This is a genomic window from Streptomyces sp. NPDC029122 (genome assembly GCF_055569445.1).
Window position 1 is genome coordinate 42,083 of sequence record NZ_JBVHWK010000001.1, and the last position, 18,148, is coordinate 60,230.

Annotated in this window: 11 protein-coding genes and 1 pseudogene; 4 read left to right on the plus strand and 8 right to left on the minus strand. The window is 74.0% G+C overall.

Annotation, left to right across the window (positions count from 1 at the left end; genetic code table 11):
* Position 1 precedes the first annotated feature (1 nt).
* The 5 genes from ACZ4WZ_RS00220 to ACZ4WZ_RS00240 all read right to left on the minus strand — a co-directional run bounded on the left by ACZ4WZ_RS00220 (position 2) and on the right by ACZ4WZ_RS00240 (position 7,452).
* Positions 2-1,765, minus strand: a complete 1,764-nt coding sequence (locus tag ACZ4WZ_RS00220; protein ID WP_467883606.1) for a bifunctional phosphatase PAP2/diacylglycerol kinase family protein — start codon at positions 1,763-1,765, stop codon at positions 2-4.
* A gap of 28 nt (positions 1,766-1,793) precedes the next feature.
* On the minus strand, positions 1,794-2,681 hold the full coding sequence (locus ACZ4WZ_RS00225) for a DUF72 domain-containing protein (protein ID WP_467883608.1): 888 nt from the start codon (positions 2,679-2,681) through the stop codon (positions 1,794-1,796).
* A 67-nt stretch (positions 2,682-2,748) separates the two neighbouring features.
* A complete protein-coding gene (locus ACZ4WZ_RS00230; RefSeq protein ID WP_467883610.1) occupies positions 2,749-4,011 on the minus strand; it encodes an MDR family MFS transporter in 1,263 nt (420 codons plus the stop codon).
* Between the two features lie 10 nt (positions 4,012-4,021).
* Positions 4,022-5,836: an ABC transporter permease subunit gene (locus tag ACZ4WZ_RS00235; protein ID WP_467883612.1), complete on the minus strand. Its 1,815-nt coding sequence runs from the start codon at positions 5,834-5,836 to the stop codon at positions 4,022-4,024.
* 113 nt (positions 5,837-5,949) lie between these two features.
* A complete protein-coding gene (locus tag ACZ4WZ_RS00240) occupies positions 5,950-7,452 on the minus strand; it encodes an ABC transporter substrate-binding protein (RefSeq protein ID WP_467883614.1) in 1,503 nt (500 codons plus the stop codon).
* Between the two features lie 176 nt (positions 7,453-7,628).
* Here ACZ4WZ_RS00240 and ACZ4WZ_RS00245 point away from each other — a divergent pair, with 176 nt between their 5' ends.
* Together ACZ4WZ_RS00245 and ACZ4WZ_RS00250 are read left to right on the plus strand one after the other, a co-directional pair.
* Positions 7,629-8,114 (plus strand): cation:proton antiporter regulatory subunit, encoded by a 486-nt coding sequence (locus ACZ4WZ_RS00245; RefSeq protein ID WP_467883616.1) that lies wholly within the window; start codon positions 7,629-7,631, stop codon positions 8,112-8,114.
* Between the two features lie 5 nt (positions 8,115-8,119).
* Entirely contained in the window at positions 8,120-9,373 is a 1,254-nt protein-coding gene (locus ACZ4WZ_RS00250; RefSeq protein WP_467883618.1) for a cation:proton antiporter, read from the plus strand.
* 136 nt (positions 9,374-9,509) lie between these two features.
* On the opposite strand, the gene ACZ4WZ_RS00255 is transcribed toward ACZ4WZ_RS00250, so the two are convergent.
* Positions 9,510-10,391, minus strand: coding sequence for a S1 family peptidase (locus ACZ4WZ_RS00255; protein ID WP_467883620.1), 882 nt, complete (start codon positions 10,389-10,391; stop codon positions 9,510-9,512).
* 557 nt (positions 10,392-10,948) lie between these two features.
* Here ACZ4WZ_RS00255 and ACZ4WZ_RS00260 point away from each other — a divergent pair.
* Positions 10,949-12,118, plus strand: a pseudogene (locus ACZ4WZ_RS00260) (collagenase); the annotation flags it as partial.
* 104 nt (positions 12,119-12,222) lie between these two features.
* Here ACZ4WZ_RS00260 and ACZ4WZ_RS00265 read toward each other — a convergent pair.
* Together ACZ4WZ_RS00265 and ACZ4WZ_RS00270 are read right to left on the minus strand one after the other, a co-directional pair.
* The gene (locus tag ACZ4WZ_RS00265; RefSeq protein ID WP_467883622.1) at positions 12,223-13,737 is read right to left on the minus strand and encodes a DHA2 family efflux MFS transporter permease subunit; all 1,515 of its coding nucleotides are present in this window, start codon (positions 13,735-13,737) and stop codon (positions 12,223-12,225) included.
* Positions 13,738-14,050: 313 nt separating this feature from the next.
* Positions 14,051-15,397: a DUF5685 family protein gene (locus ACZ4WZ_RS00270; RefSeq protein ID WP_467883624.1), complete on the minus strand. Its 1,347-nt coding sequence runs from the start codon at positions 15,395-15,397 to the stop codon at positions 14,051-14,053.
* Positions 15,398-15,756: 359 nt separating this feature from the next.
* Here ACZ4WZ_RS00270 and ACZ4WZ_RS00275 point away from each other — a divergent pair, with 359 nt between their 5' ends.
* A complete protein-coding gene (locus tag ACZ4WZ_RS00275; RefSeq protein ID WP_467883626.1) occupies positions 15,757-18,126 on the plus strand; it encodes a hypothetical protein in 2,370 nt (789 codons plus the stop codon).
* The last annotated feature ends 22 nt before the right edge of the window (positions 18,127-18,148 follow it).

The window sequence follows — 18,148 nt, forward strand, 5'->3', positions numbered from 1 at the left end:
GTCACCGCCCGCCCGAGTCGTGTGCGCGGGCGGCCGGTTCGGCCGCCGCCGTACGCGTCCGCCCGTCCGGCGCGCGCGGCGGGAGCCAGATGCGCAGCGCGCCCGGTTCCACCTCCGCGCTCAGCCGGGTGCCGGCTCCGATGACGTCACCGTCGAGCTCACGCGGCTGGGGGCGGGCGAAGCGGATGTCGACGCGTACGGCGCTGAAGTACTCCAGCGCGCCGCCGGCCACCCTGCCGTACGCGCCGCCGGGGGCGGCCGCCGCCCGGCCGGGCAGCATGCGCGCCCCGAGGTATCCCGCCGCCGCGAGCCAGCCGCGGACGCCGCGCGGATCGAGCAGTGCCACCTCCAGCCGGCCGCTGTCGGGCCGCGCCGCGGGCAGCAGCGGCAGTCCGCCCTGGAGGCTGCCGACGTTGCCGATGACGACCATGCGGGCACGGCGCTCCCGCACGGGACCCCCGTCCAGCCGGATCGACAGGCGCATCCGGGGATCCCGGAGGTGCCCGACGGCGGACAGCACGTACGCGGCCCAGCCCACGCGTTGCTTCGCCCGCTCCGAGGCGTCTGCGACCATGGCGGCGTCGAACCCGGCTCCCGCCATGACGGTGAAGCGGGCGCTCCCCGGCCCGTCGCCCCCCACCCGGCCCACGTCGATCCGCGCCGTCTCCCCGGACAGGGCCGCCTCCAGCGCCGCGGCCGGGTCGGAGGGCAGCCCCAGGTTGCGGGCCAGCAGGTTCCCGGTACCGCAGGGGACCACCGCGAGCGGGATCCCTGTACCGGCCAGGACGTCGGCGCAGGCGCGTACGGTGCCGTCCCCGCCGCAGACCACGACGAGGGCGGTGTCCTCCTCGGCGATCCGCGCGGCGAGACCTCCCGCGGCGTGCTCGGCGGAAGTCTCCGTCCACGCCTGGTCCCGGTAGCCATGGCGGCGCAGGACTCCCCGCACGCGCTCGGCCAGTTCCGCCCCGCAGCCGTGCGGGTGGCGCACCACCACGGCCCGGCGCCCCGCCGTGCCGCCGGCGGCGGGGCGGGCGGCCGGGAGCCGGCCGGCCGGGACCGCGCCGCGGGCGGCGCGGGCGAACGGCCGCGGCCGGGCGGGCAGCAGGAGCGCGTACGCCACGACGAGCAGGGTGCAGGCGCCGTTGAGCAGGCCGCCCACCCCGTCGGACAGGTGGTGCATGCCCCGGTAGACCCGGGAGAACGCCACGAGCACCGGGACCAGGAGCAGGGCGGTGATCAGGGCGCGCCGTACCCAGGGCCTGTCGCCGCGCGGCCGGAGCGCGGCGAGGACGGCGAGCCCGCCGAACAGCGCCACGGACGCTCCGACGTGCCCGGAGGGGAAGCTGGAGGTGGGCGGCGCGGCGTCCAGCCGGGGGACGTCCGGACGCGGTCGCTCGACGGCGAGGGTCACCAGCAGGAAGACCGCCGACTGCGCGGCCACGGCCACGGCCAGGAACACCGCCTCCCGCAGCCGCCGTCCCCCCGAGAGCCCGGTGATCGCGGCGACGGCCAGGACGGTGAGGGCGATGACGGTCTGGGTGGCGGCCAGCAGGGACAGCCAGTCCGAGAACGCGGTGAGGGGGCCACTGCGGTGCGCGGCCAGGCTCCGGTTGATGCCGTCCTCCACGGCCAGCGGCCACCGGTCCGCCAGCGGGCCGGTGACCATCAGCCCCACGGCGACCATCAGGGCCGCCTGTACCGGCAGCAGCCAGAGGAAGGCGAGGCGGCCGCCTGGGCCGGGGACCGCACTGCGTTCAGGTCTCATTGACGGCGTGTAACCCGCCGCGGGCCTCTCATGCGTGCCCGGCCGGCCCGATCGGCCCGGTCCTTTCGTCACGGTCCAGGAGGCCGCGCAGGGTCACGGCGGCGCGTACGGCGGCGTCGCCGCAGCAGTTGTTGAAGAGGACGTGCAGCTCGTCGACCCGGTCCGCCAGGAAGCGCAGGCGCGGTATCCAGGCGGCCAGTTCCTCCTCGGTGTAGGCGTGCCGGAAGCGGTCCTCCTTGCTGCCGGTCCCCCAGGCGGGGCTGCGGCCGTGGAAGCGGACCACTCCGAGCCCCGAGGAGGTGACCGGCGTGACGGGGGGCATCGAGGTGGGCAGCCCCTGGGCCGTGTCCACGGCCACCGCGGTGGCGTCCAGGTCCCTGAGCAGGGCGGCGGTGCGCTCCCGCCGGTCCTCGCGCCACCAGTCGGGATGGCGGAACTCCACGGCGACCGGCCACTCGTGCGCCCGCTTCCTGGTGCGGTGGAGCACGGTCTCGGCCCGGGCGCCGGGGACGAATCCCGGCGGGAACTGGAACAGTACGGCGCCGAGCCGGCCGGCTTCCGCGAGGGGCCGCAGGGCCGCGCCGAAACGGTGCCAGACCTCGTCGAGGAGCTCCGGGTCCCCTGCGTCGTAGCCGCGGAGGTCGGCGGGCAGGGCGGACTTGCGGGTCGGGTGGCCGGTGAGGAGGGAGAACGCCTTGACGTCGAACCGGAAGTGCGGCGGCGTGCGTTCGGTCCACAGGACGCTGTTGCGCACGCTGGGGAGGGCGTAGTAGCCGGCGTCGACCTCCACGACGGAGAACCGTTCGGCGTAGTACCTCAACCGTCCCTCGGGGTCACGGCGCCCGGGCGGGTACCATCCGCTGCCCACCAGGGCTTTGTCCGTCCATGAACACGTTCCGATCCGCATCTCGCCCATACCGGCCGTCCCTTCGTCAGGGCCCGCCTACCCGGAAGACCCCGCGGGGATCGGTCGTGCCGTCAGTTCACGAGGACGCGCGGGGCAGTAGACCCAGGGCGAGGACGGGCACGGCGGCGAGGGCCAGCCAGGGGACGGCGGGGGGAAGGCCCAGGTCGAGGAGCGAGCCCGCGGCCGAACTGCCCGCGAGGACGATCAGGCCGGAGACGGAGGACAACGCGCCGGTGTAGAGCCCGAGCCGTCCGTCCTCGGCCAGGTCGGGCACCCAGGCGCGGGCGGCCGGGACGATCAGCATCTGGCCCAGGGTGAGGAGGACGACGTACCCGGCGGCGGGCAGCAGCCCGGCGGGTCCTGTCCACTCCGCCGGACGTGCGGCGGCCACGACGGTGAAACCGGCCGCGATCAGCAGCAGCCCGGCGGCCATGGAGCGACGCAGACCGAAGCGGCCGTCCGCCCAGCGGGTCACCGGGAGCTGGGCGCACACCACCAGCAGGGAGGACAGGGCGAACAGCCAGGACAGGGCCGCCTGGGAGCCGGTCACACGTTCCACCTCGTCCGGCAGTGCGAGGTAGAGCTGGTTGTAGCCGAGCAGGTAGGCGCCGTACGCGCAGCACAGGCCGAGGAACCGGCGGTTGCGCAGCAGCGCGCGGGTCCCTCCCCGCCCCCGGGTGCGGACGCGGCCGGGGATGTGCTGCGGCATCAGCCGCGCGTGACCGGCGAGGACGAGGACGAAGACCCCGGCCCCGGCGAGGCACACGGTGCGGAAGTCCACGGTCAGCAGGAGGCCCCCGAGCAGGGGCCCGACGAAGGCCCCCGCCTGACCGGCCGCGCTGAACAGGGCCAGCGTCCGGGTGCGCGGACCGTGGCCCTCCTGCTCGCGGAGCGCCGCCTGCCGGGCCGCCTCGGACTCGACGGCCGGGGAGAACAGGGCGGCGGCGAAGCCGATCAGCAGGACCGCGCCGATCACGGCCGAGGTCGCCTCCGCGTACCCGAGCCAGGCGAATCCGGCGATCCGCAGCACGCAGCCGGTCATGACGGCCGGGCGTACGCCGTAGCGGTCCACCAGCCATCCACCGACCACGAACAGGCCCTGCTGGCTGAAGGTCCGCAGGCCGAGGACGAAGCCGACCGTCCAGCCGGCCATGCCGATCGCGGTGCCCAGGTGTGCGGCCAGGAACGGCAGCACGGCGAAGAAGCCGATGTTGAAGGCCAGCTGGGTCAGGATCAGCAGGCGCAGCAACGGCGACAGGTGCTTCCACGTCCGCTCGCGCGGGGGTTTCGGGGCCCGGGGGGCACGGCGGGGCAGGACGTGGGAGAGGAGGCCGGTCATCGGGTTCCCTTCAGTCCGCGGACCGTGTGAGGACGAAGGCGCGCGGTGGCTCCGGCGTGCCCGACGCCGGTCCGGCGGGGGCGACCGCGGGCGCCGCGGGGTGGACCGCCGCCCGCCGCCTCGGCCGGGGCACGCGTACTCCCCCGGCTTTCGGCCGGGATGTCCCGCGCCCCGCCGCGCTGGCCGCCGTGACCGCGAGCGCGCCCAGGAGGGCGAGGACGGCGGCCGGGGCGAGGACGGCCCAGGGGGCGCGTTCGACGTACGGCTGGTTCTCGGCGAGCAGCAGGCCCCACTCGGGCGACGGCGGCTGGGAGCCCAGGCCGAGGAAGCCGAGGGCGGCCAGCGACAGGGCGATGCCGGGGAGCCGGAGCAGGGCGTGGCGGACGACGGGCGGCAGGACGGCCGGGAGCAGGACGCGGGTGAGGACGTACCGGGGGCCGGCGCCGAGGGCCCGGGTGGCGGTCAGGTGGGTGGCGGCGCGCTCCTGTCGGAGGAGGGCCGAGGTGTGGGTGGCCAGCGGGGACCATGCGACGGCGGCCGCGGCGAGCGCGGGGGTCCACGGGCCGCTGCCGGCGATACCGGTGACGAGGAGGCCTGCCAGGACGGGCGGCACGGCGTTGATGGTCTCGACCACGGGCCCGGACAGCCGTGGGAGAAGCCCCAGCAGCACACCGGTCAGGAGGGCGGCGGCGCTCACGGCGAGGGCGGTGCCGAGGGTCGTCAGGGCGCCGTGCGAGATGCGGGCCAGGACGTCCCGGCCGAGCGCGTCGGTTCCGAAGGGGTGGGCCGTGGAGGGGGCTTGGAGACGTGCGCCGGTGTGCAGGGCGAGCGGGTCACGGGGCAGGCCGGCGCCGATGAGGACGGCGAGCAGCGTCCCGTACAGCAGGGGCGGTGTCCGCGGTGCGGGCGGGGCGGGCCGGTGCGGGGAGAGCAGGGCGCCGGCACGCAGCACGGGTCCGGTCAGCAGCCGGGCGGAGAGCCGGGCCAGGGCGCCGGCGGCGGCCGCGAGCAGCACCAGGGCGAGCGTGCCGGCCTGCAGGACGGGCAGGTCCTGGGCGAGGGCGGCGCGCAGGGTGAGCCGGCCCAGGCCGGGGATGTCGAAGACCTGCTCGACGGCGACCGAACCGCCGGTGAGGCCGACGACGAACAGTCCCAGGTTGGGCAGGAGTCCCGGCACGCAGCTCCGCAGCACCTGCCGCGCCACGGAGTGCGGCGGGACGCCCCGTGCGGCGGCGGCCGGCGCCCACGGCGCGTTGAACGCGCCGGGCAGCAGATCGTCCAGCATCCGCCCGAGGACCGCGCCGGCGGGCAGCCCGAGGGCGAGCGAGGGCAGCACCATCCACTGCGGGCCGTACCAGCCCAGGGCGGGCAGCCAGCCCAGCCGCACACCGATCAGCGAGGCGAGTACGGCGGCGACGAGGAACTCCGGCAGCGCGGCCAGTACCGCCGTCGCGGTGCCGCTGGGGGTCCGCTCTCCGAGTGCGCGCCGCGAACCGAGCCACACGGTGCGGGCGCACACCGCGGCGGCCGTTCCCACGGCGACCGCGAGGGAGCCTGCCATCAGCAGGAGCGAGACGCCGAGGGCCTCCGCCACGGACGGCAGGACCTCGGTCCCGGAGATCCAGGACCGGCCCGCGTCCCCGTGCGGCAGCCGGCCGAGCCAGCGCGCGAGCAGGGCCGTCGGGCCGTCGCCCAGGCCCAGTTCGTCGCGTACGGCGGCCAGTGCCGCGGGCGTGGGGTCGTGCTCCGCCGAGCGGGCCTTGAGCACGGTCAGCGCGGGGTCGGTGCGGGAGAGCCACGGCAGCAGACCGATCCCGCACACCATGGCCGCGGCGAGCAGGGCCCGCCACAGCAGGGTGTGCCCGCCGCCGCGGACGAGGGCGCGCAGCGCGGCGGTCAGGGCCGCCGGGCCGCCCCGGGCGTGGTCGGGGATGCCGTTCAGCGCCGGGTCCCCGTTCCGATGAACTGCCGCTCGAACGGGTCGAGCAGTGTGCCCCGCACGGAGGCGCCGATGCCGGTGGAGACCTTCTGGTGCACGAGGGGAACCACCGCGTCGGTGCCGAGGACCGCTGCTTCCGCCTTCATGGCGGCGTTCCGCCGCTCGGTGGTGTCGGCCACGGCCCGGGCGTCCGCCACGGCCCGGTCGATGCCCGGGTCGCACAGCAGCGACAGGTTGAAGGTCCCCGCGCAGGTGAAGTCGCTGGCGAGGACGCTGACGGGGTCGCCGGTGTCGAGCACCATGTTGCGGGAGGCGACGGCGGCGTCGAACTTCCCCGCGAGGAGGTCGCTTTCGAGCCGTGCGTACTCGCGAACCTCCAGCTTCACCTTGAACCCGGCCTTCTCGAGCTGCTGCTGGAGCACCTGGGCGGCCTCTGCGAGCTCGGGGCGGCCGGTGTAGGTGGCGATGGTGATGCTCTTCCCGCCGGGCACGCCGGCCCCGGCCCGCCCGGTGGGCTCGGTCCGCTGGGCCGCGGCCCAGTTCAGGGCGGGGCCGTAGATGCCGTGCGCGGCCTCGGCGTTGCCCTCGTAGACGTCCTTGGCGATGACGGAGGTGTCGACCGCCTCGCGCGCGGCGGCGCGCAGCCCCGCGTCGGCGAAGACGCCGGACTTGGTGTTGAGGTAGAGGCTGGTGTTGCGGGCGGTGTCGGTTTCGTGGACGGTGCCCTGGTCCAGGGATGCGATCTGGGCCATGGGGAGGGCTTCGGCGATGTCGGCCCGGCCGGTCCGCAGGGCGTTGGCGCGGGCCGTGCCGTCGGCGACGAAGGTGGCGTCGATGCCCGGGGCCTGGGCGCGGCCGCCCCAGTAGTCGTCGAAGCGGTCCAGGGTGGCCGCCGTGTCGCCGGCGATCCTGGTGAGCGCGAAGGGGCCGGTGGCTGTGCCGACCGGGTTCACGGTGCCCTTCTCCCCGTACGCCTTCGGGGAGAAGACCGCCAGGCTCGGGTTGGACATGCGCAGGGGCAGTACCGGGTCGGCCGCGTCGGTGCCGATCCGCACCTGGCGCTCGCCGGCCGCCTCCGCGGTCAGCTTGACGCCGGAGAGGGCGTTGGGGACGGGCTCGGCTGCGGCGGCGTGGGTGAGGGCGGAGGCGACGGCCCGCGCGGTGAGCTCGGTGCCGTCCTGGAACTTCGCGCCGCGCAGGGTGAACAGCCAGCTGCGTCCGCCCTGCTCGCTGGTCCACGACTCGGCGAGCGCGGGGACCGTGTTGCCGTTGGCGTCCAGTTTGGTCAGGCCCTCGGAGACACCGAGCTTGGACAGGTGGAAGGCGTCCTGGCTGTACGGGGAGAAGTTCCGGGTGGGCGGGAAGGCGAGCGCCACCCGCAGTCGGCTGCCGTCCGCGGAGCCCGGGGAGCCGGCGGCCGGGTCGCCGCCGGAGGCGAAACAGCCGGTGAGGAGCGGGGTGAGGAGGAGAGCGGCCATCAGCCGACGACGGGGGGTTCTCATGGTGCGCGCTCGCGCCTTCCGGTGGTGCCGATCAAGGGAACGCACCGAAGACTACATGATAATCATTTCCATTTAACGCGATCGGGTGATCCGCATGTCGATAAGGTGACACCGGAGGATGCGCCCGAGCGCGTCCGGTCTGCCGCAGGACACCACTACGAACCAGGGGGTTCGCCGTGCCCGCTCCACGTCTGAGCAGTACACCGCTGCCGGGTATCGGGGTCAGGTACGACCTCACGACCCGCGAGCACCGCCGCCTGTCGGTGGTCGCCCACCGCGACGGCACCCGGACGGTGAACGCCTACCGCAGGGACGATCCGGACGAGTGCGCGCTGTCGGTGAAACTGACCGCCGGTGAGGCCGAGGCGCTGATCGACGCGTTGATGCCCTCCCACCACAGCCCGAACCTGCTGTCCACGACCGATCTGGGGCTGGTGGCGGAACGGATCGAGCTGTCCTCGACCTCTCACTGGAACGGCCGCGTGCTGGGCGAGACCAGGATGCGGACCGCGACCGGAGCGTCGGTCGTGGCCGTCCTGCGCCGTTCGGGAGCGGTTCCCTCGCCGGCGCCGGACTTCCGTCTGGCGGGCGGCGACACGCTCATCGTGATCGGCACCCGCGAGGGCGTCGAGGCCGCCGCCTCGATCCTCGGCCGGGAGTGAGCGCCGTGCACTCCTCCGCGGTCTTCCTGATCGAGTTCGGCGCGATCATCCTGGGACTGGGTCTGCTGGGCCGTTTCGCCGGCCGGTTCCGGTTCTCCCCGATACCCCTTTACCTGATCGCCGGCCTCGCCTTCGGCGAGGGCGGGCTGCTGCCGCTCGGAGCGAGCGAGGAGTTCGTCGCGATCGGCGCCGAGATCGGCGTCATCCTGCTCCTGCTGATGCTCGGCCTGGAGTACACGGCCAGCGACCTGGTCTCGAACCTCAAGACCCAGTACACGGCGGGCCTGGTCGACGCCGCCCTGAACGCCTTGCCCGGCGCGGCAATGGCCCTGCTGTTGGGCTGGGGTCCGGTCGCGGCCGTGGTCCTGGCCGGAGTCACCTGGATCTCCTCCTCCGGTGTCATCGCCAAGGTGATGGGCGACCTCGGGCGCCTCGGCAACCGCGAGACCCCGGTGATCCTCAGCATCCTGGTCCTCGAAGACCTCGCCATGGCGGTCTACCTCCCGATCATCACCGCCTTGCTGGCCGGGGTGAGCCTCGCCGCCGGAAGCGTCACCCTCGCGATCGCCCTGGGCGTGGCGGGCCTGGTGCTGTTCCTCGCGGTCCGCTTCGGCCGGGTCATCTCCCGCTTCGTCTCCAGCGACGACCCCGAGAAGCTGCTGCTCGTCGTCCTCGGGCTGACCCTCCTGGTCGCCGGGATCGCCCAGCAGCTCCAGGTGTCGGCGGCCGTCGGAGCCTTCCTGGTCGGGATCGCCCTGTCGGGCGAGGTCGCCGAGGGTGCGCACAACCTGCTCAGCCCGCTGCGGGACCTGTTCGCGGCCGTGTTCTTCGTCTTCTTCGGCCTGCACACCGACCCCGCCAGCATCCCGCCCGTGCTGCTGCCCGCCCTGGCGCTAGCGGTCGTCACGGCCGGCACGAAGATCGCCACCGGATACTGGGCCGCGCGTCGCGCCGGGATCTCGGCGAAGGGCCGCTGGCGGGCGGGCGGCACGCTCGTGGCGCGCGGCGAGTTCTCCATCGTCATCGCGGGGCTCGCGGTCACCGCGGGCATCGAGCCGGCCCTGGGACCCCTCGCCACCGCCTACGTCCTGGTGCTGGTCATCGTCGGACCGCTGACCGCCCGCTACACCGAGCCCGTCGCGACCTGGCTCACCGGGCGCGGCACGCGCGCCCGCGCGGCCCGGCCCGAGGCCGCGGAGGTCCTCCCGGAGGCGCTGGAAGCGGTCGACGACAGCACGGCCGGCCGCCGCGGCGTATGAGCCGGCCGGCCGTACGGGTCTGCCGTCTCGGCGGCCACCACCGCGCCGGGCACGGCGGGCTCGCCGAGTCCGCCGGGGTGACCGCGCCCCCGGTCCCGTGTCACCGGTCGGGACCGGGGGCGGCTGAGGGGCACGCTCAGAGGAGGGACACCCGGTACTTGGCGAGGGCCTCGGGCACCGGCTGGTAGAACGTCGTACCGCCGACAGTGCAGTTGCCGCTGCCGCCGGAGGTGATGCCGAGCGCCTTCGTGCCGTCGTACAGCGCCCCGCCCGAGTCGCCGGGCTCCGCGCACACGTTGGTCTGGATCATGCCGCGGACCGTGCCGCCGCCGCTGTAGTGGACGGTGGCGTCGAGACCGGTGACCGTTCCGCTCTTCGTGCCGGTGGTTGAGCCGCTGCGCTTCACGGGCTCGCCCACGTAGGCGTCGGCGGCGGTGAAGCCGCCGGGGCGGCTCAGCGAGGTGTTGTCGTAGCGGACCAGGGCGTAGTCGTTGCCCGGGAAGCTCGACCCGACCGTGGGACCGATCAGCGTGCTCTGGGCGGAGTTGGCGTACCAGGTCCTGACCACGTTGCCGCAGTGGCCGGCGGTCAGGAAGGAGTACGTACTGCCGCTGACCACGTTGAAGGCGGCCGAACAGCGGTAGCCGCCGCCGTAGATGGCGTCGCCCGGCCCCAGCAGGGTGGTGAACGTGCCGGGGGTGCGCTCGATGCGCAGTGCGCCCGCCTCGGCCCCCGCCGCCTTCCGGATCTTCTCGAGGCCGGCGGCGGACACGGTGCTGTCGGCGGTCACGACGACCCGGCCGTTCGCCCGGTCCACGTACCAAGCGGTCCCGCCCACGTCGGCGTTCAGGACGGCCCGGTCGACCCTGGCCAGCTCCGCCGCCCCGAACGACCGCGGGGCGGCGGCCTGGGCGGTGGGCAGGGTGAGCCCGGTGGCCGTCAGCAGGCCCGCGGCGACGGCGGCGAACACGGCTCGTCTCGACGTACGGGTGGGGGAACTGGTGCGCGTGATCCTCACTGATCTCCTCCTCGGAGCGTCGGGGCCCGTGGGGTGGGGGCCCTGTGAGGCGCTTCAGGAAATGGCGTGTCCCTGACATGCGCTGCAGTGAGTATGTGGAGGGACTTCCTCACACACAAGACCGCCGACCTGCCGCGTGCCGTGAGCGTCGACCGCGCACCCCGAGGCCCCGATCCGCACGAAGCCGTGCCGTTCGAGGGGTTAACAGTGCCATTTCACATTGCTATGTTACGCGGCACCGCTTCGGCGACACCTGCTCCGTCCACCCCTGTCGAACCGTCAGGAGACCTTCGTTGCCCGCTCCGAGATTCCTGCGCGCGTCACTGCTCACCGCGGTGACGGCCGCGACGCTCGCCCTGTCCGCGTCGCCCGCCGCCCAGGCAGCCCCCGCACCGGTCCCGGGATCCGCACCCGCCTCCGCCGTCACGGCGAAGGCGGGACCCGGGCCGTCCGACTCGGCCCGTGACCGGCGCGACCGGCGCGACCGCGTGGAGCGGGCCGCCACGGCCGCGTCCGCCACCCAGGCCACCGCCGGGGGCTCCTGCCATTCGCCGAAGTGCAAGGCGGAGCTGGAGGCACGGCTCTTCCCGTACGCGTACACCTACGACAAGGGCGCGATCAAGGTCCGCACCGCGCTGGACCGGGCGACCGTCGACCAGCTCTACTACGCGAGCAAGCAGGTCAAGTCGCAGTTCCACCGGGTGCTCGGCACCGATCAGCCGCTCGCCGGAGACACCAACGCCACCCTCACCGTCGTGCTGTACGCCTCGCGCGCCGACTACGTGGAGTACCAGCCGATCCTCACGGGTCTGAGCACCAACAACGGCGGCATGTACATCGAGTCCACGGCGACCTTCTACACCTACCAGCGGCGCGTGCCCGAGGACTCTTCCCTGACCCTGGAGGAACTGTTCCGGCACGAGTACGCCCACTACCTCAACGGCCGGTTCGCCGTCCCGGGCACCTTCGGCTCCGGCGCCTGGTACAGCGGTGACCGGACCACGGCGATGGACGAGGGGACGGCGGAGTTCTTCGACGGCGCCACCCGCGACGACGGGGTCGCGGTGCGCAAGTCCCTGGTCCAGGGGGTCATCGACGACACCGCGTCCGGCGGCCCGCGGATGAGCGTGAACCAGCTCCTGCACGCGACCTACGCCGGGGACGGCTTCCGGTTCTACGACTACGCGGGCACCTTCTTCGCGTACCTGTGGCGGGACAGGCCCTCCGAGCTCCAGGCCATGTACCGGTTCTCCAGGTCCGATGACGTCACCGGATTCGACGCCTGGCGGAACCGCCTGGGCGCCGACGCCGCCGTCCAGCGCGGGTACGACACCTTCCTCGACGAGCAGATAGCCAAGGTCGGCGACCTGTACGTCCCCCGTACGGTGTTCCAGCCCACCGCCACCCTCACCCACGACACCGCGGCCCAGGTGCAGTCGGCCCTCACCGCCGCCGGCGGGACCGTGCCGCAGTGCGCGGACACGGGCGCCACCGGCACCAACCGGCGGTTCGTGTGCACGGGGCAGCTGACGGCCACGCTGCGCGACGCCGCCGCCCCCGACCTGGTCTTCCAGGACATGTCGGCCGCCACGGACAGCCGGCTGATCGAGCGCGCCCTCGGCAGCGGCACCAACTTCGAGGACATGAACTGCTGGTTCGGCCCGACCGCCATCGCCGGAAGCGCCGGCACCTCCCCGTACACCTGCGAGGGCCCGCTCAGGGGCTGACGGGACGGAACGCCGTCGCCGCGCGGCTCGGCTCCGGGAGGGAGCCGGCGGCACGGAGCCGGCGTTCCACCGGCCGGGGCGGACGACGGGCCGGTCCCGGGGCGTCAGGTGGGCGTGTGGGCGGTCTTGTTCGTCGCGGTGCCGTCTTCCTCCTGGGCCTCGGGCGCGGAAGGCTTCTCCGGAGCGGGCGGGGTGCGGATCAGCAAGGCGACCAGTACGGCCACGGCGCCGAGCACGGCGCCGATACCGAATCCCCACTGGACGCCCGCGGCGAGGGCTCCGGTGGCGTCGGCGCCCTCGGCCGCCGCCGTGGCGGCGCGCCCCGACATGACGCTGATGACGAGGGCGGTGCCGGCGGCGGCCGCGACCTGCTGGAGCGAGCCGAGGATGGCGGAGCCGTGGGGGTAGAGGTGCGGCGGGAGCACGGACAGGCCGGAGGTGAAGACGGGGGTGAAGACGAACGCCATGCCCGCGCTCAGGGCCACGTGAAGGGCGAGCACCACCCACGGCGAGGTCTGTTCGCCCGTGAGCGCGAACAGCGCGAGGCACAGCGCGGTGAGTACGGCTCCGGGTACGACCAGGCGTGGTGCGCCGAGCCGGTCGTAGAGCTTGCCGACCTGCGGTCCGAGCAGGCCCATGGTCAGGCCGCCGGGGATGAGGAGCAGCCCGGTCTGCAGTGAGGTCAGGCCGCACACCTCTTGCAGGTAGATGGGCAGCAGGATGAACGCACCCATGAGGGCCATGAAGGACAGGCACATCAGGCCGAGCGCCACGGAGAAGTGACGGAACATCAGGGCGCGCAGGTCCAGCAGCGGTGCGGACGAACGCTGCAGTGCCAGCTGTCGCCATACGAACAGGCCCACGAGCACGGCGCCGGCCGCGGTGATGGCCTCCGCGGGCAGGGGGGCCCGGGCCGCGTTCTCGGCGCCGAGCCCGCTCAGGCCGTAGACCAGGGCGCCGAAGCCCGCTGCCGCCAGGGGGACGGACAGCCAGTCGATGGGGGCGGCCTGCGGCTCACCGATGTTGACCAGTTTGCGCCGGCCGAATATCGCCATGGCTCCGGCGATGGGAAGCACGGCCACGAACAGCAGGCGCCACGAACCCAGCTGCAGCAGCACACCGGAGACGGCGGGGCCGAGGGCGGGTGCGACGGAGATGACGAGGGTGATGTTTCCCATGACACGGCCGCGGTCGTGCGGGGGCACGAGGGTCATCAGCGTGGTCATGAGCAGCGGCATCATGACGGCGGTGCCGCTGGCCTGGATGACGCGGGCGGCCAGCAGTACGGGGAAGGCGGGCGCGGCCGCGGCCAGAGCCGTGCCGGCGAGGAACAGCGCCATGGCGAGACCGAACGCGGTTCTGGTCGTCACGCGCTGGAGGAACCACCCCGTCACCGGGATGACGACGGCCATGGTGAGCATGAAGGCCGTGGACAGCCACCCCGCGGCGGCGGCGGTGACCTCGAAATCGCGCATGAGCCGCGGGATCGCGTTGACCATGATCGTCTCGTTGAGGAGGACGACGAACGTGGACAGCACGAGGATCCGCAGCACGGCGGTGACGCGGGCGGGCGAGGGGCTGGGGGTTTCGTGTGGTGCGGGCATGGTGCCTTCCGTCATGTGAGTGTCCTCCGCGCGTGGCGGTCACCCTGACAGACTGCGGCGCCGGGAAGAACTCATCGGTCTTCCCCGATCCTGTCGGTGCCGCCGCCCGGGTTCAAATCATTTTGCCGACCCGGAACGGCCAGGACTCGGCTTCCGAGCAAGCCGGCGCCGAGCTCCGGGACGACCGGCGGGGGCAAGCACCCGGTACGCGCCGGCGCCTCCCGCTGCGGGTGGTCCAGCCCGGTGGCGTACGCCTTCGTCGACGCGCGGCGGGACGAGAAGTCCGGCACCCGGTTTCCCCCGCCGGGGGAAACCGGGCTCACCGTCGTTAGTCGCAGCAGTCGCAGCAGCACTTGCACGGATTGCAGCAGCCCCCGCCACCGCAGCAGCCGTCGCCCGAGCCGCCGCCGGAACCGCCGGAACCGCCGGAGCCACCGGAGCCACGGCCGCCGCCGGAGCCGCCGCCCGAACCGCCGGAGTAGCCGCCCGAGTTGCCGCCGCCCTGGCCGCCGAACCAGCCGTCGTTCCCGGAACCGTCCCTGGTCGAGCCGCCGTTGCGGTTGCCGTCGCCGAACTGGATGGGCTCTCCGTCATCCGGGCCGCCGTCGTCGCACCGGCAGCACCTGGAGCACAACCTGCAATCACGGCACAGCCGGCCCCACTCGCGACACCGCCGGCACTGCCCCTCCGGCGGTCGGCCCGACGCCGTCACCCCGCCCACCGGGGCCGCGCCCGCGAGCTCCCCCACGCCGCAGGCCGTGCCCGTGCCGGTTGCCGAGGCCGTTTCCGTCTCCGTACGGCGTCCCAGCCAGGGCAGCATGCGCGGGCCGCTCCGCACCTGACGCCGGGGCTTGTGGTGACGGTGCCGAGGGTCGAAGACCCGGTCGACGGCACGTTCCAACTCGCCGCCCAGCAGCGTCCGCACCAGCCGCCCGTCGACGAACACGGCGTCGTCCAGGGCGAGTCGGATCCCGCGGACGGCGTCGTCGCAGAGCCGGCGCACCTCGGCACGGTCCGCGCCGGTCACGGCGATCGGGTTCCACGCGCCGGACGCCGCGTCGGCGTCCAGGTCCTCCACCGCGTCCAGCAGATGCGCCAGCCGACCGAACAGGCGGCCCGCTTCCGCCAGCGGTTCGGCGTTGCCCGGGCGGTCCGTGAGCACCGCGGTGTACGCGAAGGCGGCTGCGGTCGCCGTCTCCGCGGGCTCCGTGACCGCCAGCAGCGAGCCCCCGGGGCCGGTCGACCGCTCGACGTCCGTCTGGCGCTCGACCGCACGGATCAGCAGGGCGGTGTCGAAGCCGAGCCGCTCGCCGCCCGCGACGCCCGCACGGTCCCAGCTGTGGGCGATCCGGCGTGCCGCCAGCGCCACCGGACGCCGCCCCACCAGGCCGTCGCCGTCGGCCGCATGGTCGCGCATCTTCGCCGCGGCCAGCACCAGCGACACCGTCGCCGCCAGCCGCGCGCCCTCACCCTGCGCCACGTCCGCCGACCGCATCCCGCGCAGCGGGCACGGCCCGGCTCCCCGCCGCCAGTCCCCGGTCCGCTCCGACTGCGCTTCGGTCAGCACCGAGACGATCAGGCCGTCATAGTTGGTGGCCACCCTCGCGAACTGCCCGTACTCGCTGCGCAGAGCCAGGCACAGCCCGCACAGATGCGCCATCCACTCGGTACGCAAGCCCTCGCCCAGGCGATGACGGCATGGCCTGATGATTCCGAACACCGATCGTTCTCCCCCGTAGGAACAGCTGCCCGGACGCATCCGGTCGGGCGGCTCACGGACGCAGGACTGCACATGAGCACGACCCGGCGCGACGTCAACCGCATGTGACATCAGCGCGCGGCCGACATCCTAGACGGTCCCTTCGGAGAGGTTTCCGCGGAGTCGCGTACGAAAGCGCCCGGGGCACCGAGTGACGGACGACAGCCTTCCCGCCGACCTCACCGCCGGCCGGGGCGACCGGTAATTGTCGCAGTGTGGCTGGATCGAGCACAGCGCTTCACTTTCTCACCGGGGCGCGCCACCATGTGCCACATATGCGACTGACGAATGACGCCGGTACCTCTGATCAGGTCTGGCGGCCGTACGTGGACCCCCCTCTGCTCAGCCCCGAGCTGATCGGCGCGTCAGACGTGCGGAGCCACCCGGACTTCGAACACCTCCGCCGGTACATCAGCGCGTTCGTCGCGTGCCGGACCGCACCCGTGCATACCGCGGTCGCGTTCAACGCGGTCTACTTCGGGTTCGACGTCCAGGCCGGCGGCTACGCCGGAGGGCCGCTGGACATCGGTGACTTCCCGTCCGTCGCCCTCGGCGACCGGGCCGAGGCCCTGCCCGTCGGAGCGATGATCAACATCCGTACGGGGGGCGACCTCCTGCCGGCGGAGGTCGTCTACAAGGAAGGCGCCCACCCGGCCGTCGGCAGCACCGGAGACACTCCCGCCTGGCTGTCCGGCGCTCCCGCGGGTGCGCGGGGCCCGGGAGAGGACGAGTCGGCCGACCCCTCGGCCCTGCACGAGCGGATCGTCTTCGACACCGAGGCGTTCGGCCAGGGCCTTGCCGCGACCACCGACCGGTTGAACAGGCTGAGCCGCCGCGGAACGACGGACGCGTACGGGCACCTGCTCGTCGAGGCCCGGTACGCGGGATCGGAAGCCGATCTGGACGACACGGCGTACTACGTCCGCTACCTGATGACGCGCGGGCGGGAGCAGCTCACGAGCTCCCTCGCTCCCGTGCCGCTGCCGCTGATGCTGCCGCCTGCCAGTGCTCCGGCGGAGATGGAAGCCGCCCTGCTCCGGCTGATGTCCGTGGTCCGGCATGCCCTGGCATCCTCGCCGGAGCTCCGGATGTGGGGCGACTACGCCTTCACCCGGACGTCCATGGCCGCCCGCCTCACCGACCGGGGTCCGCTGGGGCGCGACGCCCTGCAGGCGCTGGCGCACTCGGTCGGACGCTCGGCCGCACCGATCGGCCGCCGCCGGGCGGCGGCGCGGCCGAAGGCGGTCCACACCGCCCTCGGGCACGCGCTCCGAGCGCTGCCGCAGGCCTTCGGCGCCTTACGGGGCACGGCGTATCCCCTGGCCGTCAGCCACGCCAACGTTCTTCTGGCGGACTACGTGAGGGGCGAGGCCGACGAGGAGAGCGGCCTCCTGCCGAACGGTGTGCACCTGGCCCAGGAGGACCGCTGGCAGAGCGGTGGCGTGTGGCGCGCGGAGTACCGGGCGGGCGACGCTCCGGCCGGCACCCGCCCCGGCGCTCCCCCGCCACCCGAACGCGCCCGGCCGGACGGCGGGGCTCCCGCGGGGGGCGCCGAGCCACACCGGCCGGCTCCGGAACCCGGCACCACCGGTGCGGCCGAGCAGTCGAGCGCGCCCGAAGAGGGCCAGTGGTGGCCGGACGACCGCGGGCTGGGCGATGCCATCGGAGGAACGGCCGGGCCGGACCGCGTCGAGTGGACACAGCCCCTGAGGGCCCGTGACCTAGCGAACGGCCGGCTGCCGCTGCCCCGCGGCGTCGCGGACGGCCTCGCCCGCGGCCGTTCGGCCGCCGAGGACGAGGCGGCGGACCGCGTTCTGCTCCTGCTCACCCATGACGGAACGGACCTGCCACCCCACCAGGCCGGCCAGCACGCGGAGCGCGACGGGAAGGGCGCTCTCGCGGGCCTGGAGTGGCCCGCCGGATTCTTCCCCGGCATCCTGCTCACCCTCACCTGGCACCGTGCCGGCCGGGTCATCCAGGCCCGCACCGTCCGGCTGCCACACCCTCAGACCGTCGACGGCGAGCCCGTGGCGCACCGCTACGACCGGCGGGTCCGCACCCGGGACGGCGGCGGGGATCCCCCGGGCACGGGCCCCGCGCGCGGCGCCGCCCCGGGTGACCCCGCCGGCACCGAAGCGCTCGTCATGACCGCGGTCCGACGCCTGGGCCTGCTCGACGCCTACGGCCGCGCCCTCCTCGCCCGCGACCGCCTCCCCACCGCGGTACGCCTCGTCATGACGGACGTTCCCGGCCACCCCGCCGCGCCCCTGGTGGAAACGGCGCTCCGGCAGCTGCTCGCCTCGGCCCGGCTCACCCTCACCCGGGGCAGCCGCGGCCCCGACGGCCGTGATCACTACCCGCAGCGGCCGCGCGAGACCGTGCTGGAACTGGTCTGCTACACACCCCTGGTGGTCGAGAGCAGGCCACGGGGCTCCGCCCCGCCGGACGAACCCGTCCACACCGTCCGGCCCGTCAACGGCCACCATGTTCCAGGATTCCTCCGCTTGATAGGCCATTTGGGCCACGAAGCGAGCGAAGAACAACGACGCTTGTTCCGACAGGACTTCATGACCTTCGGCCTGGCCGGCTCGCCCGAACTGCCCCCGGGCTACACCTACGTACGACCGCACCGCCGAGGTGTCTGAACCAGTACCAACCAGCTCGCAG